The following is a 25,403-nucleotide window of genomic DNA, read 5'->3' on the forward strand; positions in this document are numbered from 1 at the left end:
CGACCGGGCGGTCCCCCCTAGGGTGTCCGGAGACGGATCAGGGGGACCGCATGGCCGGCCGGCACTTAGCTCCGCTTCCCACCTACCGCAAGGACGCGGTGACGAGGAAGCTCTGCGCGCACGTCTATCTCGACGACACCTTCGCCCACGACACGGACGTCGAGCTCACCGGTGACCGGCTGACCGCCCTCGGGCTGCCGCTCGGGATCAACCTGGTCGCGCTCGCCCGGCACGCGCGGGTCGCCGCCCGCCGGGTCCGGGCCCGGGACCGCACCCTCTCCCTGCTGTTCCTCGCGCTCTGGCTGGGCGTCGTGCTCGTCCCCTTCGGCCTCGCCGTCGATCCGCTCCTGACGTGGGCCGGCGCCGTGATCGGCCTCGCCGCCCTCGTCGGCGGCTGGTGGGCCACCCACCACGACCTCGCTGTCTCCTGGCGGGAAGCCCAGCGGGTCTTCCAGGAGGACACCCGTCCGGAGCAGCAGGCCCCGCCGGTCGAGAGCGACGCCGAGGACCGGCTGCGGGCCCTCGCCAAGGCCAACGTCCTGGCGTACACGGCGACCGCCGGCCACCAGGACCCCTTCGTCGGCCACGGCGAGAAGGTCAAGGACGTCGTGTGGCACCCCGTCGACGTCTCGCAGCCCGCCGACGACCCCGCCCACCCCGGCCGGAAGCTCACCGTCCGGCCCTTCGACGCGGTCGACCTGCACACCTTCGTCGCCCGCGAGATGGAGAACATATCCGGCCTGGAGGGGCTGCGCGCCAGGAACCGCCTGTACGTCTCCGGCGACCACGTCCCCTACCTCGTCGGCGAACTCCTCGACTCGCGCGTCGACCGCCCCCGCCCCCAGATCTCCCCCGACCTCGTCCGCAGCGGCCTGATCAAGCCGGGCGCGGGCACCCGCACCTACCTCAGCCTGGAGCGGATCAGCGACGGCGGCCGGGTCGTCGTCTCCGTCCACATGCGGGCGCGGCTCCATCCCCCCAGCCTCTCCTGGGAGTTCATGATCTTCGTGATCCCGCCGCCGGCCACGCGCTACTACACCGTCACCACCCTCCCCACCCAGGGCTTCGACCGGGTCAGGATGCTCATCAGCGGCACCAACGCCATCTGGTGGCGCTGCCTCACCGGCTCCTGGTCCCGCGCCGCCCGGCGCCGCTCCCTCCGGCGCACCCGCGCCCGGGCCCTGGAGCGCGCCCGTCGGGACATCACCCGGCGGAACACGCTGTACGACCACGGCGCCACCGACAGCCTCCGCGAACGCGTCTCGGACGCGGAGCAGATGCTCTTCAGCGACTCGGCCGACGCCCAGGACTACCTCCAGCGCCTCCAGGGCGGCATCCTCATCGCCACCGAACGCTTCCTGAAGGACCATCACATCGACAGCGCGTCCTTCGACTCGACGAAGCAGATCATCAACTCGAACCCGACGTACAACTTCAACGGGATCGTCCAGGGCAACGCCTTCGGCCACCAGAACGTCGTCCAGAACACCCCCGGCCAGCCCGGTGCGGGCGGCGGACAGCCCGGCCCCGGCGGGCAGTGGGCACAAGGAAAGGGGACCCCGTGAACACCTTCAACTTCAACGGTCCGGTCAGCGGCAACGCCTTCGGCAACGACAACACCGTCACCAACAACCACTTCCACCAGGCGGCCGAGCCGGTCGGCGCCCGCGAACTCGCCGAGCAGCTGGTGGCCCTGCTGCGCGAGCAGCCCGCCGCCACCCCCGTGGTCACGCGGGCGGAGACGGTACGGGACGAACTCGCCGCCGCCGAGCGGGAGAACCGTCCCGTCGACGAGGGCAGGGTGCGCACCGCTCTCGCCGCCGTCGAGCCGTACGTCACGGTCGGCAGCGGCGGGATGGCGCTGCTCCAGGGGATCCTGGCGTTCTTCGGCGGCTGAGCGCTCCCCGCCCGGGTGCGGCGCACCCGGGCGGACGCTCAGGGGCCGCCGGCCGGCCGGATCAGCGGGCGCGGACCTCGGCCCGGGCGCCGTCGGCCAGTTCGAGGGCGAGACCGGCGCGCAGCGGCACCGTCTGGCCCGGCACGATCCGCTGGCTGGTGCCGTCCGAGCGGGTGCCGGTCCACGCCTCCGTCGAGCGGTTGGCGAGCCCGTACCGGCCCGGCTTCTGCGGGTGCTCGACGAGCTCGGCGACCAGGCTGCCGTCCGAGTAGTCGTGCCGGGTCGGCTCGGCGGTCAGGTGGTGGCGGTGGATCCGCGCCGCCCGCCCCAGCATGATGTGCCGCTCCGTCCGGGGCGGCGGGGTGGTCACCACGAGCCGGGGCGGCAGCACCAGCGGAGCCCCGTCCTTCCAGCAGGTCCCGGGCGTCGCCGCGCCCGGCTCGGTCATGTTCTGCCGGCCGCAGTTCGGGCACTCCACGACCGCGTCACGGGCCGCCCGGAGGGCGTCGCGCCACTGGGACTCGCGCACCCGGGCCGAGGGCTCCCGCAGCCCCACGGTGAAGTTCTGCGTGAACAGCTTCCGGAGCGACGGCGGCACCAGCGGCCACAGCAGCCTCGCCGTGGTGTGCTCCACCGGGTCCGGACGGTTGTCCTCGTTGTCCGGGTCGAAGACGAACAGCGGGTCGCGGCCGTACAGCCGGCGCTCCGCGTGCTCGTCCAGACAGCGGATCGCCAGCTCCCTGGCGCCCTTGAAGGGGTGGTGGTTCACCAGGAACATGAAGAGCAGCACCGACAGCGAGTGCAGGTCGCTCTGGGTGCCGGGCATGGACCCCGGGTCGCCGCGGACCAGCTCCGGGGCCATGAAGCCCATGGTGCCGGAGATGCCGCTCTGGTCGCCCTCCACCACCGCGTTGTCGTTGTCGCAGACCAGGACGTCACCCGTGGCGGGGTCGAAGAAGATGTTGCCCCAGGAGATGTCCCGGTAGGCGATGCCGCGCGAGTGCAGCGCCTGGTAGGCCTCCACCGTGTACAGACAGGCGGTCAGCAGCTCCCGGTAGGTGGTGGTGACCGTCCGCCGGAAGAGTTCGGGCAGCCCCCGGAAGCGGTCGGGGCGCACGTCCATCAGATAGCCGAAGCGGTCCGGTGCCGCGTCGACGAACGCGGTCGGCCACAGGAACCGCTCGTCGTCGAAGTCCCGGGCCACCAGGTCCTCGACGACCTGCCGCTGCTGCGGGGTCGCGCTCTCGGGGTAGTACCACTTGAGCGCCTTGGCGGAGCCGTCGGGGAGCGTCACCCGGTAGACCTCGCCCTGGCCGCCCTGGCCGAGCAGCCGGTCGACGAAGAGCGTCTCCCCGGTGCCGGTCGTCAGCGTGTCCCCGTTGTCGAGCATGCCGCTCATGGTCGTTCCGTCTCCTCGTCGTCGTTCCTCGTGCCGTCGGATGGATCCGATGGGTCGGATGCTGGATCCGATAGATCGGATGTTGGATCCGACGCATCGGATGCTGGATCCGACGCATCGGATGCTGGATCCGACGCATCGGATGTGGGATCCGATGCACCTGACGCACCCGATGGATCGGATGACGGATCCACACCCGCCCCGGCGTCCCACGGCGGCGCCGGAGCCGGAGCCGTGGCCCACGCCTCCCGCGGATCCGGGGCCCGCTCCGTACGCCGGGCGAGCGCCAGGGTGGTGTCGTCGCCGGAGTGCCGGGAGGCCTCCTCCAGCCAGCGCGGCACGTCCTCCGCGATCCCGGACACACCGCGCTCGGCCAGCCGCTCGTACAGCCCCGCCGTGAACGCGGTGAAACCCTCGTCCGAGGTGAAGCTCTTCGACAGGCCGTCCGTCGACAGGGCCACCAGCCGGGGGCCCCGCTCCGGGTCGGGCAGCGGCTCCCAGTGCACCCGGATCAGGTGCCACGCCTCCTGCATGCACAGGGAGGCGGTCTCGTCGCCGAGTTCGGCCCGCTCGGGCGCGAGCGGCAGCCGTACCCGCCCGTCCTCGTCCACCACGGTCAGCTCGCCGTCGCCCAGCTGCCAGGCGACGAAGAGACCCGGCGCCATCACGGCCCCGATGAGGGTGGAGCCGTACAGCCGCAGGACGTCCTCCCGGGCCGCGTCGGCCCCCTCGGGGCCGGGCTGGCGGCCCCAGTGCTCCCACACCCTGGCCTGCCAGTCCCGCACCAGCTGCTCCGGCAGCTCGTAGCGGGCGTAGTCGAGCAGCCGGGGCAGCCGGCCCGGGCGGACCAGCGCGCCGAACTCCCGCCCCTTGGCGGCGAAGAGGTCGGCGGCGAAGCGCGCACCGAGGTCGCTGCGCGGGTACGAGACGGAGCCGTGGCCGTCGGCCACGGCGAGGACCAGCGGGTCGTCCGCCGATCCCGTGCCGTCGACCAGACCCCAGTCCTGGTTGAGCTTCTTGCCGAGCCCCATGACGCTCGTGTGGAGGACTTCCCAGGTCGGCAGGGCGCTCACCACACGTCGTCGTCGTCGGTGGCCAGCACCGGCGGCGCGTAGGGCGCGGCGGGCTTCGTCGGGCCGTCGCCCGCTCCGGTGCCCGCGGCGACGGGCTGCGAGGCGGCCTTCACCGCGGCCGTCGACGCCCAGCGGATCGCGGCGGCCAGCTGCTTGGGGCTGTTGGCGTCCAGCGGCCGCAGCTCCGGGTTGGCCAGGAACTCCTGGAGCACGCCCCGGTCGGCGTCCGAGCCGATCGCGATGGCCACCCGGACCGCCTTGCGGCCCCACGGCGTCGCCTCGATCGCCCGGAGTCCGGCCCGCCAGTCGTCGGTCGGCGCCCCGTCGGACACCAGCGCGATCACCGGCTTGAGGGCCCGCTCCGGCATGGGCGGGGTCCGCAGCTCCCCGGCGACCAGGTGCAGCGCCTCGCCGAGGTTGGTGGTGCCGTCGGGCGCCACGTCCTGCCAGGTGAAGTCGTGCACCGACACCGGGTCCTTGTGGTGCCAGCGGGCGGTGGTGGAGAAGGTGATGGTGCGCAGCAGGAGCTGGGCGGCCGGGTTGTCGTCGGCCACCGCCTGCATCTCCGGGATCGCCTCCCGGATCGCGTAGTTGAGCTGGCCGATCTTCTCGCCGAACATCGAGTACGAGGTGTCGAGCAGCCAGATGAAGTGCACCGGGCGGTTCGCCATGGCGCCGCCGGGGAGGTCGGTCACGATTTCCTCCTGGGGAGTGGGTGGTTCGGGGACGGTGGAGAGCGGTTCAGGGGGTGGAGCCGGAGGCCGTCAGCTCCTCCCAGCGGGCGGGGACGTCCTCGGCGAGCCGGACGATCGCGTCGAGGAGCCCGGGCGCTCCGTAGACGGCGCCGAGGGCCGCGGCCGCGAGGACGAGGACGGTGGCCGCCGTCAGCAGGGCGCGTACGGCCTTCCGGGAGCGGGCGACCCGCGGGGTGACGACGGTCATCGGCCGCCCACCCCCGTGGGGCGCTCCCGCGCGTCGACGAGCGCGCCGACCCGCAGTCCGGACCGGGCGAGCAGCCACAGGACGGGTTCGGCGGCCCGCCGGCCCTCGGGGTCGAGGGCGCCGGTGCCGGTGGCGGTGAAGGCGCTGACGGACCAGTAGCGGGCGGTCGCGAACTGGTGGGTGAAGTTGCGGACGAGGCCGCCGAGGCCGAGTCCGGTCAGCCAGGTGTCGACGTGCGCGCCGGCGGGCGGCAGCGAGGCGATCCGGTCGAGCACGTCCCGTTTGGTGACGACGACGGCCACGGGCAGCTTTCCTCTCCGTCCGACGAGTGCGGTGAGTTCGCCGCTGAGCCCGTCGAAGGTCTCGACGGGTCCCTGGGCGGCGGGCCGGGCGTCGGCGGCCGCGGCGCTGTCGCCCTCCGCGATCCGCTGCCGCACGGCCCGGTCGGCGAGGACGTCGACTACGAAGAGGACCCCGTCGGCGTGGGCGAGGTACTGCTGCTCGCGCAGCCGGTCGGCGCCCTGGAGGGCCTCGCCCATCGGGTCGTACAGATAGAGCAGCCGGCGGCGCGGGCCCTTGCCGACGAGGATCATCCAGGCCCGCTGGTCGCCCTGGGTCTTCAGCGCCCAGTCGTCGTCCCGCAGCCGCCGGTCGAGGAGGGCGCCGTCGTGCCGGTCGGCGTCGGAGGCGTAGTCGAGGGTGAGCGCCCCGCTCGCGGCCCAGGACCGCAGCCCGGCCACCACGGCGGCCATCAGCATGGTCTTGCCGGAGGAGGAGGCGCCTATCAGGGGGACGTGCACCACCCGGGTGGTGGCCAGCGACGGCGGCAGCGGCCGGTCGCAGGCGGGGCACTCGGCGGGGACCCGCGCCCGGCCGGTGAGCAGCGAGGAGGGCAGCCGGGCCCCGCACCGGCAGGCGTGCCGGAAGACGCCGTACCGTCCGGGCCGCAGTTCCCGGTGGACCTCGGTGGTGCACTGCGGGCAGCGGTGGGCGGCCAGCGGGACCGGCCGGTGGCAGCCGGGGTGCGGGCACACCGTCCGGACCCGGAAGAACAGCAGCCAGGCGCGCTCGGCGCCGCGCAGCAGGCCGACGGCGAGGAGCCAGCCGGTCCACACGGCGGCGGTGAGCAGGCCGAAGAGGAGCAGCGCGGCGCCGTGCAGCACCGCGACGAGCAGGACCGCGACGGTGGCGCCGAGCGCGGTGCCGGGGCCCATGAGCAGCAGCCAGAGCCGGGTGACGGGGTTGGCGCCGCGCCGCCCGGTGGAGGGGTTGCGCCGCTGGAGGAGCCGTGCGGCGACGGTCGCCATCCAGTGGTCCCGCCACCGCCGCCAGGGTGCGCGCAGTCCGGCCCCGATGACGCCCCTCGCATCGGTCCACAGCTGCCGAGCCCAGTACGAGGGGTGGGCGGGTTCGGCGCCGATGGCGATGACCCGCTGGTCGGAGCGGCCGGCGTCGAACGGGCCGAGTTCCACCACGGCCTGCCTCACGGCGAGGGCGAGCAGCTTCCAGAACGCGTTGCCGACGCAGACCGCGAGGGCGGTGACGGCCCACAGCGCGACGAGCGCGGTGAGGACCAGGGTGGTCAGTCGTCCGCCGTCCATGCCGTCACCTCCCCCCGTCGCCGGGCCGCTGGACGTCGCCCCAGCGGGGCTCCTGGGCCTTGTCGGGCCGGCGTCCGCCGAAGCGGCGGAAGAGCTGCTTCACCCCGCCGGCCGGACGGCACCACTCCTCGAAGGCGCCACGCCGCGCGGGCGCCGACCGCGCGACGAGCGCCGCCGCCGCCCGGATCTGGTCGTCGGGCAGCTTGCGCACGACGGGCCGCAGCACCTCGTCGAGGAGGCCGAGACGGGTCAGTTCCCAGAGCGGGCCGACGTGTTCGTGGGAGGTCCAGACGACGTAGCAGTCGGCGACGCGGTGCGGCGCGGCGAGGAAGTCGGTGAGGACGGGGGAGCGGGCCGCCTTGTCGTAGGCGTCGATGAGGGTCGGGTCGTTGCTCTCGGCCAGCGCCTTGAGTTCCTCCGCCGGCCGGGTGGGCCTGAGCAGCAGCAGGGCCAGGGCGTGCGCGGCGCGGGCCTGGACGGCCGGCCGGGCGTTGTAGGAGAGGCCCTGGACCCGGTGGACGAGGTTGCCGTGGGGGACGCTGGGGTCGCCGTCGGGGTGCTGGAGGGCGTGGACGAGGGAGAGGAGCTTGAGGTCGGCGACGACCGAGCGGCCGAGCGCCTCGACGCCCGCGGCGAGCAGCCGTTTGGCGAGGAGCGGGGCGCCGGTGTCGCTCGCGGGCGCGTCGACGGCCGCGCCGACCAGGTCGTTCCAGGTGCCGGCGGCCTGGTGGAGGGCGGCCCCGTCGTCGAGGAGGGCGGCCGCCTCCGCCGCCGTCTGGGTGCGGTCCGGCCAGACGAGGCTCAGGGCGGTGCGCAGCACCAGCGGCGTGCCGGGGCCGTCCGTGCCGGCGGCCCGGTACAGCTCGCGCAGGACCGTCGTCCGGTTCCCGGTGCCGGGCTTCGGTTTCGTTGCGGCCGCGCACAGCCGCAGGTGGGGCCGGTCCCCGGGGCCGTCGCCGAGCGGCAGGGGGACGGCGCGCAGCGCGCGGGCCACGGCCGTCGGATGGTCGGCGGCCCGGGTCTCCAGGAGGTCGAGGAAGCGGATGCGGAGCCGCTCGGAGCCGGCCAGGACGTCCGGCACGTCCCGTACGGCGTCGGGCGCGGTGGCGGAGTGGTCCAGGACCCGTCGGCAGAGCCGCTCGGCGAGTCCCGGCAGCAGGTCCTCGTGCTCGACGCCGAGCGCCTTCGCGGTGCCGAGGAGTCCGGTGGTCCGCCGCAGCGGGGTGGTGGGGGTGGCGAGCCCGGCCCGGACCGGTTCGCCGAGTTCGGCGGCGAGCCGGCCGCGGTACGGCTCGGGGAGCGCGCCCGGCGGCAGGGGCGGGGGCGTGGCGGTCGGGTCGTGGACGGCGGCGGCGACGAGCCGGGCGGTGACCGGGGCGGTCACGGCGAGCGGGACGGTGTCGCGGAAGGCGTCGAGCAGGGTGGCGAGGGCGGCCGGGGCGAGGGCGCCGGGCCGGCCCTCCTCGCAGACGGCGCGCAGGAAGGACTCCAGGGCCGTCTCGTTCAGGGCCCGGGGGTGGGCGGCGGCCCATTCGGCGGCGTCGGCGACCGCGCCGGCCGGGACGGCGACGCCCTCGGTCAGCGCGAGCGCGGCGAGCGGCCCGGCGGCGAAGGGCCCGGCGCCCGGGAGCGTCTGGGCCCGCTTGAAGAGCCCGCTGGCGCCGGCCGCCCAGACGGCGGCGGCGGTCAGCGCCCACACGTCGTCGGTGGCGGGCGGTTCGGCGCGGTCGTCGGAGCGGTCGTGGACGGCGTACCGGTGCGGCTGTCCGGTGACGGCCCTGGCGTCCTCGGGGCGGACGCCGACGACCTGGTGGCGGGCGTGCTGGGGCCGTCGGGTGTACGTGGTGAAGGTGAGGCTCCGGGCCACGTCGCGGGGGAGTGCGGCGCAGGCGACGAGCAGCCAGTGGGCGATGTCCCGGGTGTCGTGTTCGGCGAGCACCACCTGGGGGGCCTGCGGGTCCTCGGTGAGGCGCCGCAGGTCGGCGAGGAGGGCGGCGAGCCGGGGTCCGGTCCCGGCCGCGAACGCGGTGAGCAGGGGGTCGAGGTCGTGCGGGAGCCGGGGGGTGAGCCGGTCCAGGGGCGGCGGCGGGCCGTCCTGGGGGGAGCGGTCCGTCCACTCGGCCGCTCCCCACAGCGCGATCGGCGGCAGGTCGTCGGGGAGGGGTTCGCCCGCGGGGACGAGGACGGCGTGGGCGTGGAAGTTGCCCCAGCGTCCGCTGTAGTCGGCGCCGGTGTAGACGGTCCGGCTCAGCAGTCCGCTGCCGTCGGAGAGCCGGGTGAAGCCGAACATCTCGGGGAAGGCGCCGAGTTCGGCCTCGCTGGGGCGGGCCGGGGCGTCCCGGGGCGGCTCGTAGCCGACGAGCTGTTCGGCCTCGCGCAGCACCGCGTGCGGCACTCCGGGGCTGACGGCGGTGAACCGGAAGCCGGCGCCGTCGGGTCCCGGCGGGGCCGAGGTGTAGTGCATCTGGAGGAGGCTCACGCGGCCGGCACCCCCTTGCCGTTCTCGCGCGGCGGCTTGGCGACGGGCACGAGGCCGCGCCGGGCGAGCAGCCAGAGCAGCGGGTCCTCGACGCGGACCGGCTGGGGTCCGGCGGCGGGCGCGTCGGCGGGGGAGGCGTCGGGCGGCGGCGCGCCGAGCGCGGAGATGCCGAAGAGCGACACGTCGGAGAAGTCCCGTTCGAGCTGCCGCCAGAGCGATCCGGAGCCCCAGCCCTCCAGGAGCGAGCGGGTCTCCTCGTGGACGGCGAGCCGGTCGGCCGGGTCGTACCTGCCGCCGGCGTGCGGGGCGTTGCCGAGCAGCGGCGAGTGCGGGTCGAGCATGCCGCGGACGGTGTCCGTCTTGGTGACGGCGACGGCCAGCGGGGTGTCGACCCGGCCCCGGGAGCCGGCGCGCCCGTGGGAGCGGAGCTGGGTGGCGAGTTCGGCGGCGATCTGGAGGGCGGGGGTGTCCCGGGCGGGCATGGGCCCGCCGCGGTCGCCGACGGTGTCGCGGACGGCGCCGAGCTGGAGGGGGTCGACGAGCAGCACGATCCCGTCGGCGGCGCCGAGGTACTGGGTGTAGAGGTTCATCGCCTCGGCCGACTTGAGGTCCTCGCCGGCCGCGTCGAAGAAGACCAGCGCGGTGTGCCGGCTGCCGTCCCGTCCGAAGCCCTTGCGGGGCAGGCTCAGCCGGTACAGCAGCGGGTCGTTGAAGCCGGCCGCGGACGGGATGGTGGCGTCGGGCAGCCGCATCCGGTCGTACAGGTCCTCGGCCATCTCGCGGTCGCGCCGCTGGCTCTCGTCGCCCATGGCGGCGAGAGCCGCCCCGTAGGCCTGCCCCACCCGGTGCCTCAGCTCGTTGACGAGGACGGAGACGTAGGTGCTCTTGCCGGAGGCCTTCGCGCCGACGAGGGCGATGATCCGGCTGTCCTGCTCGGAGTAGTCGCTGGGCAGGTCGCTGTGGCAGTTCGCGCAGACCCTGACCGGGGTGGGCACGCCGCAGTGCGGGCATTCGGCGCGGGGCCCGGGGCCGCGCAGCCCGCCGAGGGTGCGGGGCGGGGTGAAGACGGGGCCCCGCATGTACGCGGCGGGGGCCCGGGTCGAGCCGGTGAAGCCCGCCCACCGGTCGTCCCGTTCGGGGTCGCAGGGCGTGCCGCCGCGCAGCCCGGTCCGCGCCATCAGGCAGCGGTAGGGCAGCCGTGCGGCCTGTGTGCGGTGAAAGCAGTAGGGGCAGATCACCGTCGTCATGTCAGCGCACCACCAGGGTCGTGAGGGCGGGTTCTTCGAGGCGTACGGCTCCGGCCCCGTCGCCCAGCAGGAACGCGCGGAGCGCGTACGGCGGGCGGGCGAGGTCCGGGGCCGGCGGGAGTTCGCGGGTCTGGAGCGGGGCGCGGGCGAGTTCCGCGCCGTCGATCCTGAGCAGGACGGTGCCGTCCTCGGCGTGCCGGGGGCGGACGGCGGCCTGGTGGACGAGGACCAGCTCGGGCAGGGGCACGGCGGGGTCGTGCCCCTCCGCGCTGACCTCGACGGCGTACGGCACCCGTCGGCCGAGCCCGCGCCGCCGGGTCAGCAGCCGGTACCGGACCACGGCCTCCCCGGGGACGTCCACGCCGACGGGCGCGCGGCGGACACCGACGGCCGGCGTCCCGCCGTCCCCGGGGCGTCCCCCGGGGACGAGGGGCCGGAGCGTCACGTGCGAGGGGCCGGGCCCGAGGGGGAGCCGGAGGCCCTCGCGGACGTAGGAGCTGCGGCTGATCCGCAGTTCGCCGCCGTCCCAGACGGCGACCACGGCGCCCGCGCCGGACGGCCAGTCGAAGAGGAGCCGCACCTGTCCGCCGGGCTCGCGCACGGCCCGGGGCGTGCCGACGGGGCCGGGCACGTCGAGCCGTACCCCGGGCCCGGCGAGCGCCCGTTCCCCGAGCACGGTGACGGCGCTGACGAGCCCGGCGAAGGCGGTGTCCGGCGTGGTGCGGCCGGGCGCGCCGTAGCGGGCCCAGGGCAGGGGGGCGGGCAGTGCGGCGGTGCGCAGTTCGGTGCCGGGCGCGGGCGCGGTCCCCTCGGGCCAGACCACGATCCGCACCTCGGCGCCCTCGGCGCCGTGCCCGGTGAACCGCACGCCCTCCTCGGGCCCGGCGTCGGCGGTGAGCGTGGTGAGCGGCCGGGGCCAGGGGTGGACGGTGGCGGTCCGCCGGATCCCGGGGGCGTCCACCGTCCCGCCGGCGGGCGAGGGGTGACGTGCGGTCAGGGTCAGTGCGTAGCGGCCCGGTTCGAGGTCGGCGAAGGTGTGTTCGCGGGCTCGGTCGACGGTGTGGCGGACGACCGGGGCGCCGGGTCCCGACCCGGGTCCGGTCAGGGTCAGGACGGTGGCGGAGGCGGTACGGGGCCGCTGCCACCGCACGGCGATCCGGCCGGGTCCGTCCTCCAGGGCGGCCTCCTCGGCGTCGGGCGCCACGAGCAGCGGCCGCGACACGAGCGGGGCTCCGGTCGGCCGTCCGTCGCGCACGGGGAAGGCGGCGTACCGCACCCGGAGTCCGACCGGCGGGTCGGCGTCGATCGCGGTGGACTCCGTCCCGCCGGTGCCGGGCACCGGTACCGCGCGGGCCAGGCCGGGGCCGTCGCGGAGGACCCGCCAGCGGGCGCCGGGCCGGCCGGGCCAGGAGAGCGCGACCCGGCCGCCCTCGACGGGGCGGACGGTCATCGGGGCGTCGGCGGAGGCGGGTACGGCTTCGGCCCCGAGGCGGATCAGGCCCCGCACGGCCTCGTCGTCGTCGGAGGCGACGGCCAGGACCCGCAGGTAGCCGGCCTCGGCCCCGGCGGGGTCGGTCCCGGCGGCGGCGAGGTCCCGGTCGCAGCGGTCCAGGCGTCGCCGCAGCCGCGCGTCGAAGGCGGCGAGCCACGGGTCGGCGCGCAGGGCGTCCGGTCCCAGGGCCGTGACGGCGTGGGCGCAGGCCCGCAGCCGCCGCCGCGACCAGAGCGGGGCGAGGGCCTCGGCGGCGGTCCGCTGCCGGTCGTCCAGCTGGGGGAGGGTGCGTGACGCCTTCGCCAGGAGGGCGAGTTCGGCGGGGTCGAGTCCGAGGTCGGTGGCGCCCTGCCGGGCGAGGGGGAGGAGTTGGTAGAGGAGGACCCGGCGGAGCAGTGCCGGATCGTGCCGCCGGATCCCGGCGAGCAGCCGCAGCACCGGCGCGTGCGCGGGTCTGGCGTCGGCGAGGGCGAGCAGGGTGGCGTCGTCGACGAGCCGCCGACGGCGGGGTGTGCACAGCGCGACCCCGTCCAGGACGGAGAGGAACACGCTTCCGTCGGACCGTTCCCGAGGGTCCGTCAGAGCCTCCCCCGCGTACCGTAATCCCGCCGTCCGCTGATCTTCCGTCAGCCTGTCGTACTGGGGTGCGAGCGGTGCGAGGGGTAAGGGACCCAGGGCGCCGGGCAGGCCCAGCCGTTCACCGAACCCCCGTCGCATCCCCCGTCCCTCGCGCTCGTGCGTTCACTCGGGCTCCATCCCAGCAGAAGAAACCGCCGCGCGCAGGCCCTTTACGCAGATCACCCACGGTGCCGGAGCGAACGCGGAGGGTGCGTGCGGGGGTCGGCGGCCGGGTATTGGCCCAGTCCCACGGCTCCACAATGGCCCACGCGCCAGGGCCGCCTACCCGGCAGGCTGTCACCATGACGATCGACGAGGCCCAGCGCCCCCTCACCTCCGCGTCCGCCTCCACCCGCACCCGGGTGGACTTCTGGTTCGACCCCGCCTGCCCCTTCGCGTGGATCACCTCCCGCTGGATCCTGGAGGTGGAACGGCTCCGCGAGCTCGACGTCCGCTTCCACGTGATGAGCCTGTACCTCCACAACGAGGGCAACGAACTGCCGGACTGGTACCGGGATCTGGTGGACCGGTCGATCGGCCCGGTGCGGGTCGCCGCGGCCGCCGCCGAGCGGTGCGGCGAAGAGGTCCTGCGCGACCTGTACACGGCCTACGGCACCCGCGTCCACCAGGGCGGGGACAAGGACTTCGACCGGGTGACCGCCCAGGTCCTGGAGGAGCTGGGGCTCCCCGCGGAGCTGGCCGGGGCCGCGCACACCGACGCGTACGACGACGCCCTCCGGCGCAGCCACGAGGCCGGCACGGACCCCGCCTCGGGCCGCTACGTCGGCACGCCCACCCTCCACCTCGACGGCGTCCCCTTCTTCGGCCCCGTCCTCGGCGCCGTCCCGCGCGGCGAGGAGGCCGCGGAACTCTTCGACGCGGTCCGGGTCCTGGCCCGGCAGCCCCGCTTCTTCGAGCTGAAGCGCGAGCGCACCGGGGGGCTCGACTTCGCGTGAGGGCGCCGCGGAAGGAACCGTCGGCCCCTTCCGCCCGTCATGCCGAGGGGGGCCGCCGGACGAGGCAACTCCCCATCGCCCTTGCGCACTTCACCATCGAGGTTCGAGGAGATCCATGGCCGACACCGTCGACTCACTGGCCACCCGCGTGCACGACCTGCTGGTGGCGATCCTGACCGAGGGGCCCTCCGCGGGCGCCGCCGCGGGCCTCCAGGACGTCGTGGCGCGCGGCGCGGCGCTCGGCCCCGACGGCGCGTGGCTCGCCGCGGCGGGCCACACGACCCTCGGCATGCTGGCCCTCGCGCACGGGCGGACGGACCAGACGCTCCTCCACCTCGACGCCGCGGTGACGGCCGGGTTCAACGACTGCGTGATGCTCCACGCCGACCCCCTGCGCCCGCTCCACGGCACCCCCCGCTTCCGCGCCCTCTACCAGCGGATGCTCATCACCCAGGCCGACCTCGACGAGGTCTTCTGGCTGCACCAGGAGATGCAGGTCATGTCGAGGGACGCGCAGCAGGCGAGCGTCGACAACCTCGGCCGCCTCGACACGGGCGTCTCGTCCCTCCCGCAGGTCCCGATGCCGACCCGCCGGCCGCACACGTCCGGCGTCTGGGTCACCCGCCTCGATTTCGCCTCGACCCAGAGCGCGCTCCAGCGGACCGCCCTGAAGGCGGAGTTCCAGCGCAGCTCCGGCAACACCGCCCTCAGCCTCATCGACGACTCGTGGGACTACGCCCGCGCCCGGCGCGACGCCTGGGGCGCGGACGAGCTGGACTCCCGCCGTCTGCGGGCCGCCGAGGCCCGGGCCTTCGTGGAACGCCCGGGCGCCGGCGCCGTACCGCTGCCCTGCCCGCCGCTGGGTTCGATCGTCTACCCGGTCTGAGTCCGGGCGGGCGGCCGTGGTGGGCGGCCGGGACGGGCGGCCGTGGCGGGCGACTCAGGCCCGGGTCAGGGAGTCCTCTTCGAGCCCGTCGAGGACGAAGCCGTTCACGAACCGCACCCGGTAGGCGACCCGGGTCCCGCCCCCGGCTCCGGCGGCCCCGGAGCCGTACCCGACCTGCTGGACCATCCGCTGACGGAGGTCGTCGACCATGTGGGCCGTGAAGCCGGTGAACCGGCTGTTGCCGACGATCCGGTCGAACTCCGCGAGGCCGGCCTGGACGGCGGTCGAACCGCCCCCGGCCTCCTTCGCCACGTTCGTGACCAGGCCCTCCAGGCCCTCGGCCAGGAAGAGCGGACCGGGCAGACCGCCCCGGGCCGCCGCCCCGTCCGGGGTCACCTGGACGTCCCTCGTCAGCCTCACCATCGCGCCGGTCTCGTACGGCATGGCGTACCCCCCTCGTTCGGCCTCGGTCGTGACCACGGCCAGCGTAAGTCGGAGGGGGCTCCCGCGGGTCCTAGTGGACGGAGAAACCGCCGTCCACGAAGAGGGAGTGGCCCGTCACGTACGCGGAGGCGGGGCTCGCCAGGAAGACGGCCGCGCCGGCGAAGTCCCCGGCGAGGCCGTTGCGGCCGGTCATCGTCCGGGCGGCGAGCGCGGCGACCCTGTCCGGGTCGGAGGAGAGGCGTGCGTTCAGCGGGGTCATCACGAAGCCCGGGACCAGGGTGTTGGCGGTGACGCCGGACGAGGACCAGGCCTCGGCCTGCGAACGGGCCAGCGACTCCAGCGCGCCCTTGGACACCCCGTACGCCCCGCTCTGCACGAACGCGCGGTGCGCCTGCTGGGAGGTGACGTGGATGATCCGCCCGTAGCCCCGCTCGGCCATCCCCGGCCCGAACCGCTGCCCCAGGAGGAACGGCGCCTCCAGGTTCACGGTCATCGTCGTGTCCCACACCTCCTCGCCCAGCTCCCCGAAGGGCGGACGGAGGTTGATCCCGGCGGAGTTGACCAGGACGTCCGGCTCGCCGAACACCTCGGCCGCCGCCTCCGCGCCCGCCCTGATCCCCTCCCGCGTGCTCAGGTCCGCGCTCACCCAGGCCGCCCGGCACCCGTCGGCCGTCAGCTCCTCGACGGTCGCGACCAGCTCCGCCTCCCTGCGCGCCAGCACCACCACACGCGCCCCGGCCCGGGCCAGCGCCCCGGCGATCGCCCGCCCGATCCCGGAGCTGCCCCCGGTGACGAGCGCGGTGCGGCCTTCGAGGGAGAAGAGGCCGGAGAGGTACGTGGCGGCGGGATCGGTGTGCATGGCATGCATCCTGGCACACGCCCCCCGGCCGCCAGGGAGGACGCCGAAGCCCGGTGGCACGGGCGGCGGCCGTGACACCGGGCTTCGGTGGGTGGTGCGCGTCTCAGACGAGCCGGGCGACGAACTCCGTCCAGGCGGCGGACGCCACCGCGAACCGCGGCCCGTCCGGGACCTTGGAGTCGCGGACGTGGACGGTGGAGGGGCAGGCGGCCACCTCGACGCAGTTGTCGCCGTCGCCACCGCTGTAGCTGGACTTGTGCCAGGAGAGGGCGACCTCGACGCAGTTGTCGCCGCTTCCACCGCTGTAGCTGCTCTTGAACCAGGCCAGGTCAGTGGTGCTCATAGTGCTCCTCGGATCTCCCGCAACAGGCCCACGGATGCTTCTACAGGCAGAGCCTGTGCCCGCATCCTGGCATACCGTTGCTGGAGCATGCTGACCACTTTGAGGTCGGAGATGAGCTGGCCGGTCTCCTGGCCTTCGCAGTACGCGTACCACGCGTTCTCCTGGGTCTCCAGAAGACACAAAGGGCCGTCGAGACCTGCGTGATGCCCGCGTGACTGAGGCATCACTTGGATGTCGATGTTGCGCCGATCGCCGAGGTCGAGGATGTGGTCGATCTGCTCGCTCATGACCTCTGCGCCACCCATCTGGCGACGCAGCACATGCTCCTCAATGATGAAGCTGAAGATTGTCTCTGGGCGTCCCGTGAGGATGCTCGCCCGCGCCATGCGGGCGACCAGGTTCGACTCGATCTTGTCATCCCCCATCGCCGGGATCTGCTTCTCGAAGAGCGTTCGGGCATACGCGGGCGTCTGGAACAGGCCCGGCACCAGGCGACTCTCGAACGTGTACAGCGTCACCGCAAGCGGCTCCAACTCCGCCCACTCCTCGAACCACTTCGCCAGCCCGGCCCTGCGCGTCAGGTGCTTCGCCGCCGCCCGGATCACCCCGAACGCGTCCAGCTTCTCCTCCGCCCGGTCGATGAACTCCTTCGACGGCAGGCGGCGCCCCTGCTCGATCGAGGCGATCATCGGGACCGAGTAGCCCACCAGTGGCGCGAACTGTTCCTGTGTCAGGCCCGCCCGTCTGCGGAAGGCCTTGACCACTTCCCCGAAAGCCTTCAGGCTTTCCGACGTCTCGGGCCTGCTCCCCTTGGGGATCTCGTCGGCCACCACGCCACCTCCCACACCCGTGTGCTCGCACCGAACGGGATCAGCGTCACTGGTAGTGACCGGTACAGTCCAGCGAGTGGACTGGTACAGCGCCCGGAGTACGAGTCGGGTAGCTGGTAACGCGCCATGATCGCCGCCAGATTGGCCGCATGACGACCCCCCTGACGCGCAAACGGCCCGTCACCGTACGTATGTTCGTGCAGCGCTTCAGCTCCACCCCGCGCGGCGCCCGCCTCGCCCGCAGGCTGGCGCTCCACCAACTGCACCAGTGGGGCGTCCCGTACGACTCCGCGCTGGCCGACACCGCCGGGCTGCTCGTGGCCGAGCTCGCCGCCAACGCCGTGACCCACGGGCGGGTGCCCGGGCGCGACTGCGAGCTGGGGCTCCTGTACGCGCCCGGGCTGCATCTGCGGGTCGACGTCACCGACACCCGGGGCGAGTGCCGGCCCGCCCCCGCCGCGTCGCCGGGGCCGCTCGACGAGGGCGGGCGGGGCCTGCTGCTCGTCGGGGTGCTGGCGACGCGGTGGGAGGTGCTCGACCGCGTACCGGTCGGGAAGACGGTACGGGCCGAGCTGGACCTCAGGCCGTGAGGGTCTCGTAGCCGGCCGGGCGGGTGGTGAAGGTGCCGCGGCCCTGGGTGCGGCCGCGCAGGCGGGTCGCGTAGCCGAACAGCTCGGCCAGCGGGACCGTCGCCGTCACCACCGACGTACCGCCCCTGACCTGCGAGTCCGTGACCCGGCCGCGGCGGGCCGCGAGGTCGCCGAGGACCGCGCCGACGGACTCGGCGGGGACGGTGACCGTCACCTCGGCCACCGGCTCCAGGAGGGTCATGGCGCTCGCGCGCAGCGCCTCCCGCAGGGCGGCGCGGCCCGCCGTGCGGAACGCCATCTCCGAGGAGTCCTTCGGATGCGTCGCCCCGTCCGTGAGCGTGACCCGGACGCCCGTCACCGGGTGTCCGCCGAGGGGGCCCTCGGCGAGCGCGTCCCGGCAGCCCGCCTCGACCGCCCGGACGTACTCCTGCGGCACCCGCCCGCCCGTCACCGTCGACGCGAAGGCGAACTCCTCCTCTCCGTCGTGCCCTTCGAGGGGCCGGACGTCGATGACGACGTGGGCGAACTGGCCCGCGCCGCCGTCCTGTTTGACGTGCCGGTGGAGCAGGCCGGTGACGCCCCGCACCACCGTCTCGCGGTACGCGACCTGCGGGCGGCCGACCGTGACCTCCAGGTCCCGGTCGCGCCGCAGCCGCTCCACCGCGACCTCCAGGTGGAGTTCGCCGAGGCCCGACAGCACGGTCTGGCCCGTCTCCGGGTCGGTCCGCACCACCAGCGACGGGTCCTCCTCGACGAGCCGGGCGAGCCCGGTCGCCAGCCGGCCGGTGTCGGTGCTCCGGCGCGCCTCCACCGCCATGGAGACCACCGGCGCGGCGGGCACGGGCGGTTCGAGGACGACCGGCACGTCCGGGACGCACAGGGTGGCCCCGGCGCGGACGGTCTTCGGACCGACGACGGCGACGATGTCACCGGCGACGGCGACGGACACCTCGGCCGTACGGTCGGCCTGCACGCGCAGCACGCGCGAGATCCGTTCCGTCCGCCCGGTGGCGGTGTCGAGCACGGTGTCCCCCTTCGTCAGCGCGCCCGCGTAGACGCGGAGATAGGTCATGCGGCCGGTCGGGGCCGCGTTCACCTTGAAGGCGAGCGCGACCAGCGGGGCGTGCGGATCGGCCGCCCGCTCGCCGCCGCCGACCGGCGGCCGGTCGGTGGGGGCGGGCAGGTAGGCGACGATCGCGTCCAGGAGCGGTTCCATCCCCCGGTCGCGGTACGCCGAGCCGCACAGCACCACCACGGCCGTGCCGGCCAGGGTGAGCGCCCGCAGCGCCCGGGCGAGCGTCCCGTCGGAGAGGGTGTCGTCCGCGCAGAACTCCTCCAGGGCGTCGGGGTGCAGCTCCGCCACGGCCTCCTCCAGGGCGCGTCGGCGGCGTACCGCCTCGTCCCTCAGCCCGGCGGGGACGTCGGTCTCGGCGAGGCCGTCGTCCCACACGTACGCCCGCATCCGGACCAGGTCCACCACGCCCCGGAAGCCGTCCTCCCGGCCGACGGGCAGCTGGACGGGGAGCGCGACGGCGCCGAGGCGGGAGCGGATCGAGGCGACGGCCGCGTCGAGGTCGGCGCCCGCCCGGTCCATCTTGTTGACGAAGGCGATCCGGGGCACGCCGTGCCGGTCGGCCTGGCGCCACACCGTCTCGCTCTGCGGCTCGACGCCCGCGACCGCGTCGAAGACGGCCACGGCCCCGTCGAGGACGCGGAGCGCGCGCTCGACCTCGTCGGAGAAGTCGACGTGGCCGGGCGTGTCGATGAGGGCGAGGCGGTGGTCCGCCCAGGAACAGCTGACGGCGGCGGCCGAGATGGTGATGCCGCGCTCCCGCTCCTGCGGGTCGAAGTCGGTGACGGTGGTGCCGTCGTGGACCTCGCCCTGCTTGTGGACGGCGCCGGTCAGGAAGAGGATCCGCTCGGTGACGGTCGTCTTGCCGGCGTCGACGTGGGCGAGGATGCCGAGGTTGCGGACGAGGGGGTTCGGGAAAACGCGCACGGTGACGTGCCTTTCGCTGCTGTGCCGAGACAGGACAGCGCGATTACCGTCCGTACACACGGGTGCGTACGGCACGGTCCTGCGGTGACGGGCGCGCAGCCGTCACCGGCAGGCGGGAGAGGCGAGGATCACGTCGAAGCGCCGGGCACGGGCAGCCGACGGGTGACTGCGCACGGCCGGCTCCCCTCGGTCGACATGACGGCACGGCACACCGGGCGGCGGGCCGTGCGGCGAGTCTAGGGAGGGCCGCCGCTCCGGCGACAGCGAATTAGCGGTCGCGCCGCGCGAGCCGCCGCGCGAGCCGCCGCCGCCGTCGCTCGGGAGCGGGGCGGGGCGGGGGCGGTGGCTACGGAGCGGTCGGCTGGAGGAGGTCCCAGCGGTTGCCGTAGAGGTCCTCGAAGACGGCGACGGAGCCGTACGGCTCGTGCCGGGGCTCCTCCAGGAACTTCACCCCGGCGGCCGTCATCCGCGCGTGGTCGCGGGCGAAGTCGTCGGTGTGGAGGAAGAAGCCGACCCGGCCGCCGGTCTGGTTGCCGACGGAGGCCTCCTCCTCGTCGTTCTTGGGGCGGGCGAGGAGCAGGCCCGCGTTCCCGAGCCCGCCGACGCCGGCGGCACCGAGCGGACGGACGACGACCCAGCGGGTGCCGTTGCCCCGGTCGGTGTCCTCGACCAGCTCGAAGCCGAGGGCGTCGGTGTAGAAGGCGATGGCCTCGTCGTAATCACGGACGACGAGCGTGACGAGTGCGATGGACGGCATTACCCCAACGTAATACGTGGAAAGTGCAGCAACCCCCCGCGCGGACCCGCGTCGCGGCCGGCCCGACCCTCGACCCGGCGAGGGTCCGTACGAGGGTCGGGGGAGGGGTGCCCCGAGGGGCGGAGCCCTCCCCCGCCGCCCGGCCCGGTGGGAGAATGCCCCGCATGGACGCGCAGGGGTTCGAGGGACTGGTCGGGTCCGCCCGGGGGCTCGCCCGGTCGGGACGGAGACGGGTGCTGGGCCTCGCCGGGCCCCCCGGGGCCGGGAAGTCCACCCTCGCCGCGCGGCTCGTCGAGCGGCTCGACGGGCTCGCCGTCCTCGTCCCCATGGACGGCTTCCACCTGGCCGGGGCCGAGCTGGAGCGGCTCGGACGGGCGGAGCGCAAGGGGGCGCCCGACACGTTCGACGTCGCGGGGTACGCCGCCCTCCTCGCCCGCCTGCGCGCCCCCGAGCCGGGGACCGTCGTCTACGCGCCCGCCTTCGACCGCGCCCTGGAGGAGCCGGTCGCCGGCTCCGTCCCCGTACCGCCCGGGACCCCGCTCGTCGTCACCGAGGGCAACTACCTCCTCCACGACGCCGGCCCCTGGGCCTCGGTCCGCCCCCTCCTCGACGAGGTCTGGTACCTCGACCTCCCCGACGCCCTCCGCGTCCCCCGGCTCGTCGCCCGCCACATCGCCTTCGGCCGCGCCCGCCCCGAGGCCGAGGCCTGGGTGAGCCGCTCCGACGAGTCCAACGCCCGGCTGATCGCGCGCAACCGCGACCGCGCCGACCGCGTGGTGAACATGGACTGACCGGTCGGTCACCATGGGTGCCGGCCGTCATGTCCGCGAAGACGACGGTCCGCGAAGACGACGGTCCGCGATGACGGCGGTCCGCGATGACGGCGGTCCGTGATGACGACGGTCCGTGATGACGACGGTCCGTGATGACGACAGGGGGAGACGTGAACGAGGTCCTGTACGGCGAGAGGTCGTGGAATCCACTGGCCCGTACGGTCGAACTGACGGAGGAGGGGGTGCGGCGCGGCGGCAGGCTGACGCCGGCCGGAGAGCTGAACCTGGCCGCGATGGCCGAGGCGTACCTGCGCGGGCAGTGGCTCGGCGGCGGCGGGACCGAACGGCCGCTGGCCCACCTCGACGAAGGCCCCGGCGTCGTCCCGGTCGTCCGCGTCACCGGCACCAGCACCCCGCTCAAGGTGCGCAGGACCGCCGACTTCGCCCGTGAGCTGGGGCAGCTGGCGGTACGGCTGAGCGGCGGCCCCGAGTGGGTCGCCACGCTCGCCCGGCGGGCCGGGGCCGAGGGCGTGCCGCTGTGGCTGGCCCGCCGCACCGCGCCCGGACCCCACGGGGACGTGACCGTCGCCGTGGACCGGCGCCTGGTGCGGGTGGACGTCTGGGGCCCGAACGCCCCCACCGTACGGATCCGGGCACCGTACGGCTTCCATCCCGCCGAGCCCCACCCGTCCCGGGGCCTCACCCTCACGGTCGGCGAGACGGCGGCCGAACTCCGCCTGACGCACAAGAAGCTGCGCAAGTCCAAGAGCGTGGTGGAGGCGGAGTTCCCCGCGCCGCCCGGACCGTTCGGGCGGCTGTGGGAGCTGCGGCGGTACGGCTCCACCAGCTCCTGGCTGCTCCGGGACGGCGTGCGCGTCGCCCTCCTGGCCCGGCCGCCGCGCCGCCGGCCGACCGGACCGGAACCGCTCCTGCTGCCCCTCGGCCCCGTCGGCCACGAGACCTCCGACCCGCTGGACGCGGTCATGGCCCACGCCTTCGCCGCCGCCTTCGGCCTCGGCGACACCACCGGCCTGGCCCGCTTCCCCGCCCAGTGGCGCATCCGGGAGGGGTACGAACCCGCCGCCGTGGACACCGACTGGTCCCGCCCCTGGTTCAGCAACCTCGGCACCTCCGGCTTCGACAACGAGCCCGGCGGCGGCGACGGCTGGGGCTCCGACGGCGGCGACGCCGGGGACTCGGGGGGCGGCGACGGCGGCGGGGACAGCGGAGGCGGCGGCTCCGACGGCGGCGGGGGCGGCGGGGACTGAGGCGGCCGGGCGCGGCCCCGTGAGTAGGGTGGCGGCATGAACGACGAGCCGGGCAGCGACAGCGGGTGGGAGGGGCGGGTCGCCGCCCTCTGGGAGCGGATCGACGACCACGGGCCCGAGGAGTTCCGCGAGCGGATCGCGGCGCTCGCCGCGGAGCGGGGCGACGAGGACGCCGCCGCCGTCTTCGAGCGGGGGGCCGCCCACGACTCCACCGGGCAGCCCGTCGAAGCCGTCCGGTACTACCGGCGGGCGCTCGAACTCGGGCTGAGCGGGCTGCGCCGCCGCCGGGCCGTCATCCAGCTGGCGAGCAGCCTGCGGAACCTCGGCCGGCCCGACCGCAGCGTGGAACTGCTCACCGAGGAGCGGGCCCGGCCCGCCGAGCGGCTCGACGCCGACGAGCTCGCCCTCGCCCCGGCCGTCGACGCCTTCCTCGCCCTCGCTCTCGCCGACACCGGCCGGGACCGCGAGGCCGCCTCCCTCGCCCTCGGCGCCCTCGCCCCGCTGCTGCCCCGCTACAACCGCTCCCTCGCCCACTACGCCCGCGCTCTCCTCACCGCCCCCGACGGCTCCTGAGCCCGGGTGACGTCGGCGACTCCGGCGACTCCGGCGACTCCGGCGATTCCGGCGGCGCCGGTGGCATCGGCGACGTCGGTGACTTCGGCGGGCGGCCGGTGACGGCCCCGCCCCACTCGCTACGCTGAACGCAACGGCGACGGAAGGCGGGCTGACGTGGGGTGGCTGCGCAGGAGACCCAAGCGGGACGGCGAGGAAGCGCCCAGGGACCCGGAGTTCGCCTACTTCTCCGAGCGGGAGGCCGCGCTCTTCCGGGCCACCGTCCGCGAGGCCTTCGCCGAACTCGGCCTGGAGGTCACGGTCTACGCCTCCTCCGTCCAGGACGACAAGCAGCGCCGCTTCGGCCTCGGCAACCTCGCCGCCGTCTGCCACCGCGACCGGCGCGGGCCCCGCGTCTGGCCCGACCTGATCCGCCGTCACGTCACCCTCGTGGTAAGGACCCTGGACGGTCCCTCGGCCCTCGACACGCTGCCGCCGGAGCAGATCCGCGCCCAGCTGTACCCCCGGGTCGTCAACGGCGAGGGCATCGACCCCGCCGCCTTCGGCTACGCCAGGACGCTCGCCCCCGGACTGTACGAGGTGCTGGCGCTCGACCTGCCGGAGAGCGTCATGATGCTCACCGACGACGCCCTCGACCGGCTCGGCGACCCCACGCAGCTGCGCGCCCGCGCGCTGAAGAACCTGCGCGGGCTCCCCGTCGAGGAGCACGAGACCGTCCGGGACGCCGACGGGATGTCCTTCGAGGTCGTCGTCGGCGACTCCTTCTACACCGCGAGCCGCGTCCTCGACCTGGACGCGCTGGCCCAGCGGGTCACCGGGCTGCCGCTCGGCGAGCACGGCGCCCTGGTCGCCGTGCCCTTCCGCCACCAGATCGCCTTCCACCCCATCCGGGACACCTCGATCATCCCGGCCCTCGGCGCCATGGCCTCCTTCGCCGCCTCCGAGTACGAGGACACCCCGGGCGCCATCAGCCCGTACGTCTTCTGGTGGCGGGGCGGCACGCTCACCCAGCTCAGCGAGCACGACGAGGAGCATGGCGAGCTGCGGATCGTCGTCGGCGACGACTTCCAGGACCTGCTCGAACGGCTGATCGCCCAGGGGCCGGGACCGCGCTGACGGGCCGCCGACGGGCCGCCGGCCGGTCGCCGCGCGGTCGCGGCGGCGGGTGGGGACGGGCAGGATGCTGGAGGACGACCGCCCGCCCGCCGCCGCGAAGGAGACCCCATGCCGACCGCCCCCGCCGACGCAGCCGGTGACGCCCCCACCCCCTTCACCGCCGACGACTACCGGGCCCGGATGGACCGCGCGGCCGCCTCCGCCGCCGACGCCGGACTCGCCGGGGTGCTCGTCGCCCCCGGCCCCGACCTGGTCTACCTCACCGGCTACCAGCCGACCGCGATCACCGAGCGGCTCACCGTCCTCGTCCTCGCCCCCGGCGCGGACCCGGTCCTCGTCGTCCCCACCCTGGAGGCGCCCGACGCGGAGAAGGCCGTCGGCGCGCCCGCGCTGACCCTCCGCGACTGGACCGACGGCAAGGACCCGTACGCCGTCACCGCCCCGCTCCTCGACGCCGCCGGGCGCTTCGGCGTCAGCGACAACGCCTGGGCGATGCACCTCCTCGGCCTCCAGCGGACGCTGCCGGGGACCTCGTACGTCTCCCTCACCGAGGCCCTGCCGATGCTGCGGGCCGTGAAGGACGCGCACGAGCTCGCCAGGATCGCCGCCGCGGGGGCCGCCGCCGACCGGGCGTACGGCGAGATCCTGAAGGTGCGGTTCGCGGGCCGCCGCGAGACCGAGGTCGCGGCGGACCTCGCCCGGCTGCTCATGGAGTTCGGCCACTCGCAGGTCGACTTCACCGTCGTCGGCTCCGGCCCCAACGGCGCCAACCCGCACCACGAGGCCGGAGAGCGCGTCATCGAGCGCGGCGACATGGTCGTCCTCGACTTCGGCGGGCTCAAGCACGGCTACGGCTCCGACACCACCCGGACCGTCCACGTCGGCGAGCCCACCGACGAGGAGCGCCGGGTCCACGACCTGGTCCGGGAGGCCCAGCAGGCCGGCTTCGAGGCCGTGCGGTCCGGCATCGCCTGTCAGGACGTGGACCGCGCGGCCCGCAAGGTGATCACGGACGCCGGCTACGGCGAGTACTTCATCCACCGCACCGGCCACGGCATCGGCGTCACCACCCACGAGCCGCCGTACATGATCGAGGGCGAGGAGCGTCCGGTCGTCCCCGGCATGTGCTTCTCCATCGAACCGGGCGTGTACCTCCCCGGCCGCTTCGGCGTCCGCATCGAGGACATCGTGACGATGACCGAGGACGGCACCGGCCGCCGCTTCAACGCCACCCCGCACGAGATGGCGATCGTCGGGTAGC

Annotated in this window: 24 protein-coding genes; 10 read left to right on the top strand and 14 right to left on the bottom strand. The window is 75.0% G+C overall.

What is annotated here, in order from left to right; all coding sequences use genetic code 11:
• Nucleotides 1-50 precede the first annotated feature (50 nt).
• Nucleotides 51-1,565: a hypothetical protein gene (locus ACFQ8C_RS04585; RefSeq protein ID WP_383452207.1), complete on the top strand. Its 1,515-nt coding sequence runs from the start codon at nucleotides 51-53 to the stop codon at nucleotides 1,563-1,565.
• Nucleotides 1,562-1,897 (top strand): hypothetical protein, encoded by a 336-nt coding sequence (locus ACFQ8C_RS04590; RefSeq protein ID WP_383452209.1) that lies wholly within the window; start codon nucleotides 1,562-1,564, stop codon nucleotides 1,895-1,897. Before ACFQ8C_RS04585 ends, ACFQ8C_RS04590 begins: the two co-directional genes overlap by 4 nt.
• 61 nt (nucleotides 1,898-1,958) lie before the next feature.
• On the opposite strand, the gene ACFQ8C_RS04595 is transcribed toward ACFQ8C_RS04590, so the two are convergent.
• The 8 genes from ACFQ8C_RS04595 to ACFQ8C_RS04630 form a co-directional block, all read right to left on the bottom strand.
• Nucleotides 1,959-3,296: a protein kinase gene (locus tag ACFQ8C_RS04595; protein ID WP_383452211.1), complete on the bottom strand. Its 1,338-nt coding sequence runs from the start codon at nucleotides 3,294-3,296 to the stop codon at nucleotides 1,959-1,961.
• Nucleotides 3,293-4,369, bottom strand: a complete 1,077-nt coding sequence (locus ACFQ8C_RS04600; RefSeq protein WP_383452212.1) for a protein phosphatase 2C domain-containing protein — start codon at nucleotides 4,367-4,369, stop codon at nucleotides 3,293-3,295. The genes ACFQ8C_RS04595 and ACFQ8C_RS04600 overlap by 4 nt, the downstream gene beginning before the upstream one ends.
• Nucleotides 4,366-5,040 carry a tellurium resistance protein gene (locus tag ACFQ8C_RS04605; protein WP_383452343.1) on the bottom strand — a complete coding sequence of 225 codons (675 nt, stop codon included), beginning with the start codon at nucleotides 5,038-5,040 and terminating at the stop codon, nucleotides 4,366-4,368. Before ACFQ8C_RS04605 ends, ACFQ8C_RS04600 begins: the two co-directional genes overlap by 4 nt.
• Nucleotides 5,041-5,110: 70 nt before the next feature.
• Nucleotides 5,111-5,311 carry a hypothetical protein gene (locus tag ACFQ8C_RS04610; protein WP_383452214.1) on the bottom strand — a complete coding sequence of 67 codons (201 nt, stop codon included), beginning with the start codon at nucleotides 5,309-5,311 and terminating at the stop codon, nucleotides 5,111-5,113.
• Entirely contained in the window at nucleotides 5,308-6,912 is a 1,605-nt protein-coding gene (locus ACFQ8C_RS04615) for a hypothetical protein (RefSeq protein ID WP_383452216.1), read from the bottom strand. The genes ACFQ8C_RS04610 and ACFQ8C_RS04615 overlap by 4 nt, the downstream gene beginning before the upstream one ends.
• Nucleotides 6,913-6,916: 4 nt before the next feature.
• A complete protein-coding gene (locus ACFQ8C_RS04620) occupies nucleotides 6,917-9,391 on the bottom strand; it encodes a GTPase-associated protein 1-related protein (protein ID WP_383452218.1) in 2,475 nt (824 codons plus the stop codon).
• Nucleotides 9,388-10,638: a hypothetical protein gene (locus tag ACFQ8C_RS04625; RefSeq protein WP_383452220.1), complete on the bottom strand. Its 1,251-nt coding sequence runs from the start codon at nucleotides 10,636-10,638 to the stop codon at nucleotides 9,388-9,390. The genes ACFQ8C_RS04620 and ACFQ8C_RS04625 overlap by 4 nt, the downstream gene beginning before the upstream one ends.
• A gap of 1 nt (nucleotide 10,639) precedes the next feature.
• Nucleotides 10,640-12,679 carry a hypothetical protein gene (locus tag ACFQ8C_RS04630; RefSeq protein ID WP_383452221.1) on the bottom strand — a complete coding sequence of 680 codons (2,040 nt, stop codon included), beginning with the start codon at nucleotides 12,677-12,679 and terminating at the stop codon, nucleotides 10,640-10,642.
• Between the two features lie 371 nt (nucleotides 12,680-13,050).
• Between ACFQ8C_RS04630 and ACFQ8C_RS04635 the strand changes: the two genes are divergently transcribed.
• On the top strand, nucleotides 13,051-13,704 hold the full coding sequence (locus ACFQ8C_RS04635; RefSeq protein ID WP_383452223.1) for a DsbA family protein: 654 nt from the start codon (nucleotides 13,051-13,053) through the stop codon (nucleotides 13,702-13,704).
• A 115-nt stretch (nucleotides 13,705-13,819) separates the two neighbouring features.
• Nucleotides 13,820-14,590, top strand: coding sequence for a hypothetical protein (locus ACFQ8C_RS04640; RefSeq protein WP_383452225.1), 771 nt, complete (start codon nucleotides 13,820-13,822; stop codon nucleotides 14,588-14,590).
• Nucleotides 14,591-14,644: 54 nt separating this feature from the next.
• Here the strand turns inward: ACFQ8C_RS04640 and ACFQ8C_RS04645 are convergent, their stop codons facing one another.
• The 4 genes from ACFQ8C_RS04645 to ACFQ8C_RS04660 all read right to left on the bottom strand — a co-directional run bounded on the left by ACFQ8C_RS04645 (nucleotide 14,645) and on the right by ACFQ8C_RS04660 (nucleotide 17,066).
• Nucleotides 14,645-15,034, bottom strand: coding sequence for a hypothetical protein (locus tag ACFQ8C_RS04645; protein ID WP_383452227.1), 390 nt, complete (start codon nucleotides 15,032-15,034; stop codon nucleotides 14,645-14,647).
• A 70-nt stretch (nucleotides 15,035-15,104) separates the two neighbouring features.
• On the bottom strand, nucleotides 15,105-15,893 hold the full coding sequence (locus tag ACFQ8C_RS04650; RefSeq protein WP_383452229.1) for an SDR family NAD(P)-dependent oxidoreductase: 789 nt from the start codon (nucleotides 15,891-15,893) through the stop codon (nucleotides 15,105-15,107).
• Between the two features lie 103 nt (nucleotides 15,894-15,996).
• Nucleotides 15,997-16,236 carry a DUF397 domain-containing protein gene (locus tag ACFQ8C_RS04655; RefSeq protein ID WP_383452231.1) on the bottom strand — a complete coding sequence of 80 codons (240 nt, stop codon included), beginning with the start codon at nucleotides 16,234-16,236 and terminating at the stop codon, nucleotides 15,997-15,999.
• The gene (locus ACFQ8C_RS04660) at nucleotides 16,233-17,066 is read right to left on the bottom strand and encodes a helix-turn-helix domain-containing protein (RefSeq protein WP_383452233.1); all 834 of its coding nucleotides are present in this window, start codon (nucleotides 17,064-17,066) and stop codon (nucleotides 16,233-16,235) included. Before ACFQ8C_RS04660 ends, ACFQ8C_RS04655 begins: the two co-directional genes overlap by 4 nt.
• A 149-nt stretch (nucleotides 17,067-17,215) precedes the next feature.
• Here ACFQ8C_RS04660 and ACFQ8C_RS04665 point away from each other — a divergent pair, with 149 nt between their 5' ends.
• Complete coding sequence (locus ACFQ8C_RS04665) at nucleotides 17,216-17,656, top strand: ATP-binding protein (RefSeq protein ID WP_383452235.1); 441 nt, start codon at nucleotides 17,216-17,218, stop codon at nucleotides 17,654-17,656.
• Here ACFQ8C_RS04665 and fusA read toward each other — a convergent pair.
• Both fusA and ACFQ8C_RS04675 read right to left on the bottom strand, forming a co-directional pair.
• Nucleotides 17,646-19,655 carry an elongation factor G gene (gene fusA / locus ACFQ8C_RS04670; RefSeq protein WP_383452237.1) on the bottom strand — a complete coding sequence of 670 codons (2,010 nt, stop codon included), beginning with the start codon at nucleotides 19,653-19,655 and terminating at the stop codon, nucleotides 17,646-17,648. The two genes, ACFQ8C_RS04665 and fusA, sit on opposite strands and share 11 nt — an antisense overlap.
• A gap of 346 nt (nucleotides 19,656-20,001) precedes the next feature.
• Nucleotides 20,002-20,412 (bottom strand): VOC family protein, encoded by a 411-nt coding sequence (locus ACFQ8C_RS04675; RefSeq protein ID WP_383452239.1) that lies wholly within the window; start codon nucleotides 20,410-20,412, stop codon nucleotides 20,002-20,004.
• 155 nt (nucleotides 20,413-20,567) lie between these two features.
• Between ACFQ8C_RS04675 and ACFQ8C_RS04680 the strand changes: the two genes are divergently transcribed.
• The 5 genes from ACFQ8C_RS04680 to ACFQ8C_RS04700 all read left to right on the top strand — a co-directional run bounded on the left by ACFQ8C_RS04680 (nucleotide 20,568) and on the right by ACFQ8C_RS04700 (nucleotide 25,402).
• Nucleotides 20,568-21,203 carry a nucleoside/nucleotide kinase family protein gene (locus tag ACFQ8C_RS04680; RefSeq protein WP_383452240.1) on the top strand — a complete coding sequence of 212 codons (636 nt, stop codon included), beginning with the start codon at nucleotides 20,568-20,570 and terminating at the stop codon, nucleotides 21,201-21,203.
• A 152-nt stretch (nucleotides 21,204-21,355) separates the two neighbouring features.
• Nucleotides 21,356-22,453: a hypothetical protein gene (locus ACFQ8C_RS04685; protein WP_383452242.1), complete on the top strand. Its 1,098-nt coding sequence runs from the start codon at nucleotides 21,356-21,358 to the stop codon at nucleotides 22,451-22,453.
• A 36-nt stretch (nucleotides 22,454-22,489) separates the two neighbouring features.
• Nucleotides 22,490-23,026, top strand: a complete 537-nt coding sequence (locus ACFQ8C_RS04690) for a tetratricopeptide repeat protein (RefSeq protein WP_383452244.1) — start codon at nucleotides 22,490-22,492, stop codon at nucleotides 23,024-23,026.
• Between the two features lie 156 nt (nucleotides 23,027-23,182).
• Entirely contained in the window at nucleotides 23,183-24,142 is a 960-nt protein-coding gene (locus ACFQ8C_RS04695) for a hypothetical protein (protein ID WP_383452246.1), read from the top strand.
• Between the two features lie 108 nt (nucleotides 24,143-24,250).
• The gene (locus tag ACFQ8C_RS04700) at nucleotides 24,251-25,402 is read left to right on the top strand and encodes an aminopeptidase P family protein (RefSeq protein WP_383452248.1); all 1,152 of its coding nucleotides are present in this window, start codon (nucleotides 24,251-24,253) and stop codon (nucleotides 25,400-25,402) included.
• Nucleotide 25,403 lies beyond the last annotated feature (1 nt).

It is taken from the genome of Streptomyces sp. NPDC056503 (assembly GCF_042794995.1).
Taxonomy (GTDB): domain Bacteria; phylum Actinomycetota; class Actinomycetes; order Streptomycetales; family Streptomycetaceae; genus Streptomyces.

What these genes read in the sequence shown, in the direction of transcription:
- ACFQ8C_RS04595 (WP_383452211.1), bottom strand. Translation starts at nt 3,296, where the DNA reads ATGAGCGGCATGCTCGACAACGGGGACACGCTGACGACCGGCACCGGG.
- ACFQ8C_RS04680 (WP_383452240.1), top strand. Translation starts at nt 20,568, where the DNA reads ATGCCCCGCATGGACGCGCAGGGGTTCGAGGGACTGGTCGGGTCCGCC.
- ACFQ8C_RS04625 (WP_383452220.1), bottom strand. Translation starts at nt 10,638, where the DNA reads ATGACGACGGTGATCTGCCCCTACTGCTTTCACCGCACACAGGCCGCA.
- ACFQ8C_RS04645 (WP_383452227.1), bottom strand. Translation starts at nt 15,034, where the DNA reads ATGCCGTACGAGACCGGCGCGATGGTGAGGCTGACGAGGGACGTCCAG.
- ACFQ8C_RS04650 (WP_383452229.1), bottom strand. Translation starts at nt 15,893, where the DNA reads ATGCACACCGATCCCGCCGCCACGTACCTCTCCGGCCTCTTCTCCCTC.
- ACFQ8C_RS04700 (WP_383452248.1), top strand. Translation starts at nt 24,251, where the DNA reads ATGCCGACCGCCCCCGCCGACGCAGCCGGTGACGCCCCCACCCCCTTC.
- ACFQ8C_RS04605 (WP_383452343.1), bottom strand. Translation starts at nt 5,040, where the DNA reads ATGGCGAACCGCCCGGTGCACTTCATCTGGCTGCTCGACACCTCGTAC.
- ACFQ8C_RS04635 (WP_383452223.1), top strand. Translation starts at nt 13,051, where the DNA reads ATGACGATCGACGAGGCCCAGCGCCCCCTCACCTCCGCGTCCGCCTCC.
- ACFQ8C_RS04585 (WP_383452207.1), top strand. Translation starts at nt 51, where the DNA reads ATGGCCGGCCGGCACTTAGCTCCGCTTCCCACCTACCGCAAGGACGCG.
- ACFQ8C_RS04675 (WP_383452239.1), bottom strand. Translation starts at nt 20,412, where the DNA reads ATGCCGTCCATCGCACTCGTCACGCTCGTCGTCCGTGATTACGACGAG.
- ACFQ8C_RS04665 (WP_383452235.1), top strand. Translation starts at nt 17,216, where the DNA reads ATGACGACCCCCCTGACGCGCAAACGGCCCGTCACCGTACGTATGTTC.
- ACFQ8C_RS04615 (WP_383452216.1), bottom strand. Translation starts at nt 6,912, where the DNA reads ATGGACGGCGGACGACTGACCACCCTGGTCCTCACCGCGCTCGTCGCG.
- ACFQ8C_RS04610 (WP_383452214.1), bottom strand. Translation starts at nt 5,311, where the DNA reads ATGACCGTCGTCACCCCGCGGGTCGCCCGCTCCCGGAAGGCCGTACGC.
- ACFQ8C_RS04690 (WP_383452244.1), top strand. Translation starts at nt 22,490, where the DNA reads ATGAACGACGAGCCGGGCAGCGACAGCGGGTGGGAGGGGCGGGTCGCC.
- ACFQ8C_RS04640 (WP_383452225.1), top strand. Translation starts at nt 13,820, where the DNA reads ATGGCCGACACCGTCGACTCACTGGCCACCCGCGTGCACGACCTGCTG.
- ACFQ8C_RS04655 (WP_383452231.1), bottom strand. Translation starts at nt 16,236, where the DNA reads ATGAGCACCACTGACCTGGCCTGGTTCAAGAGCAGCTACAGCGGTGGA.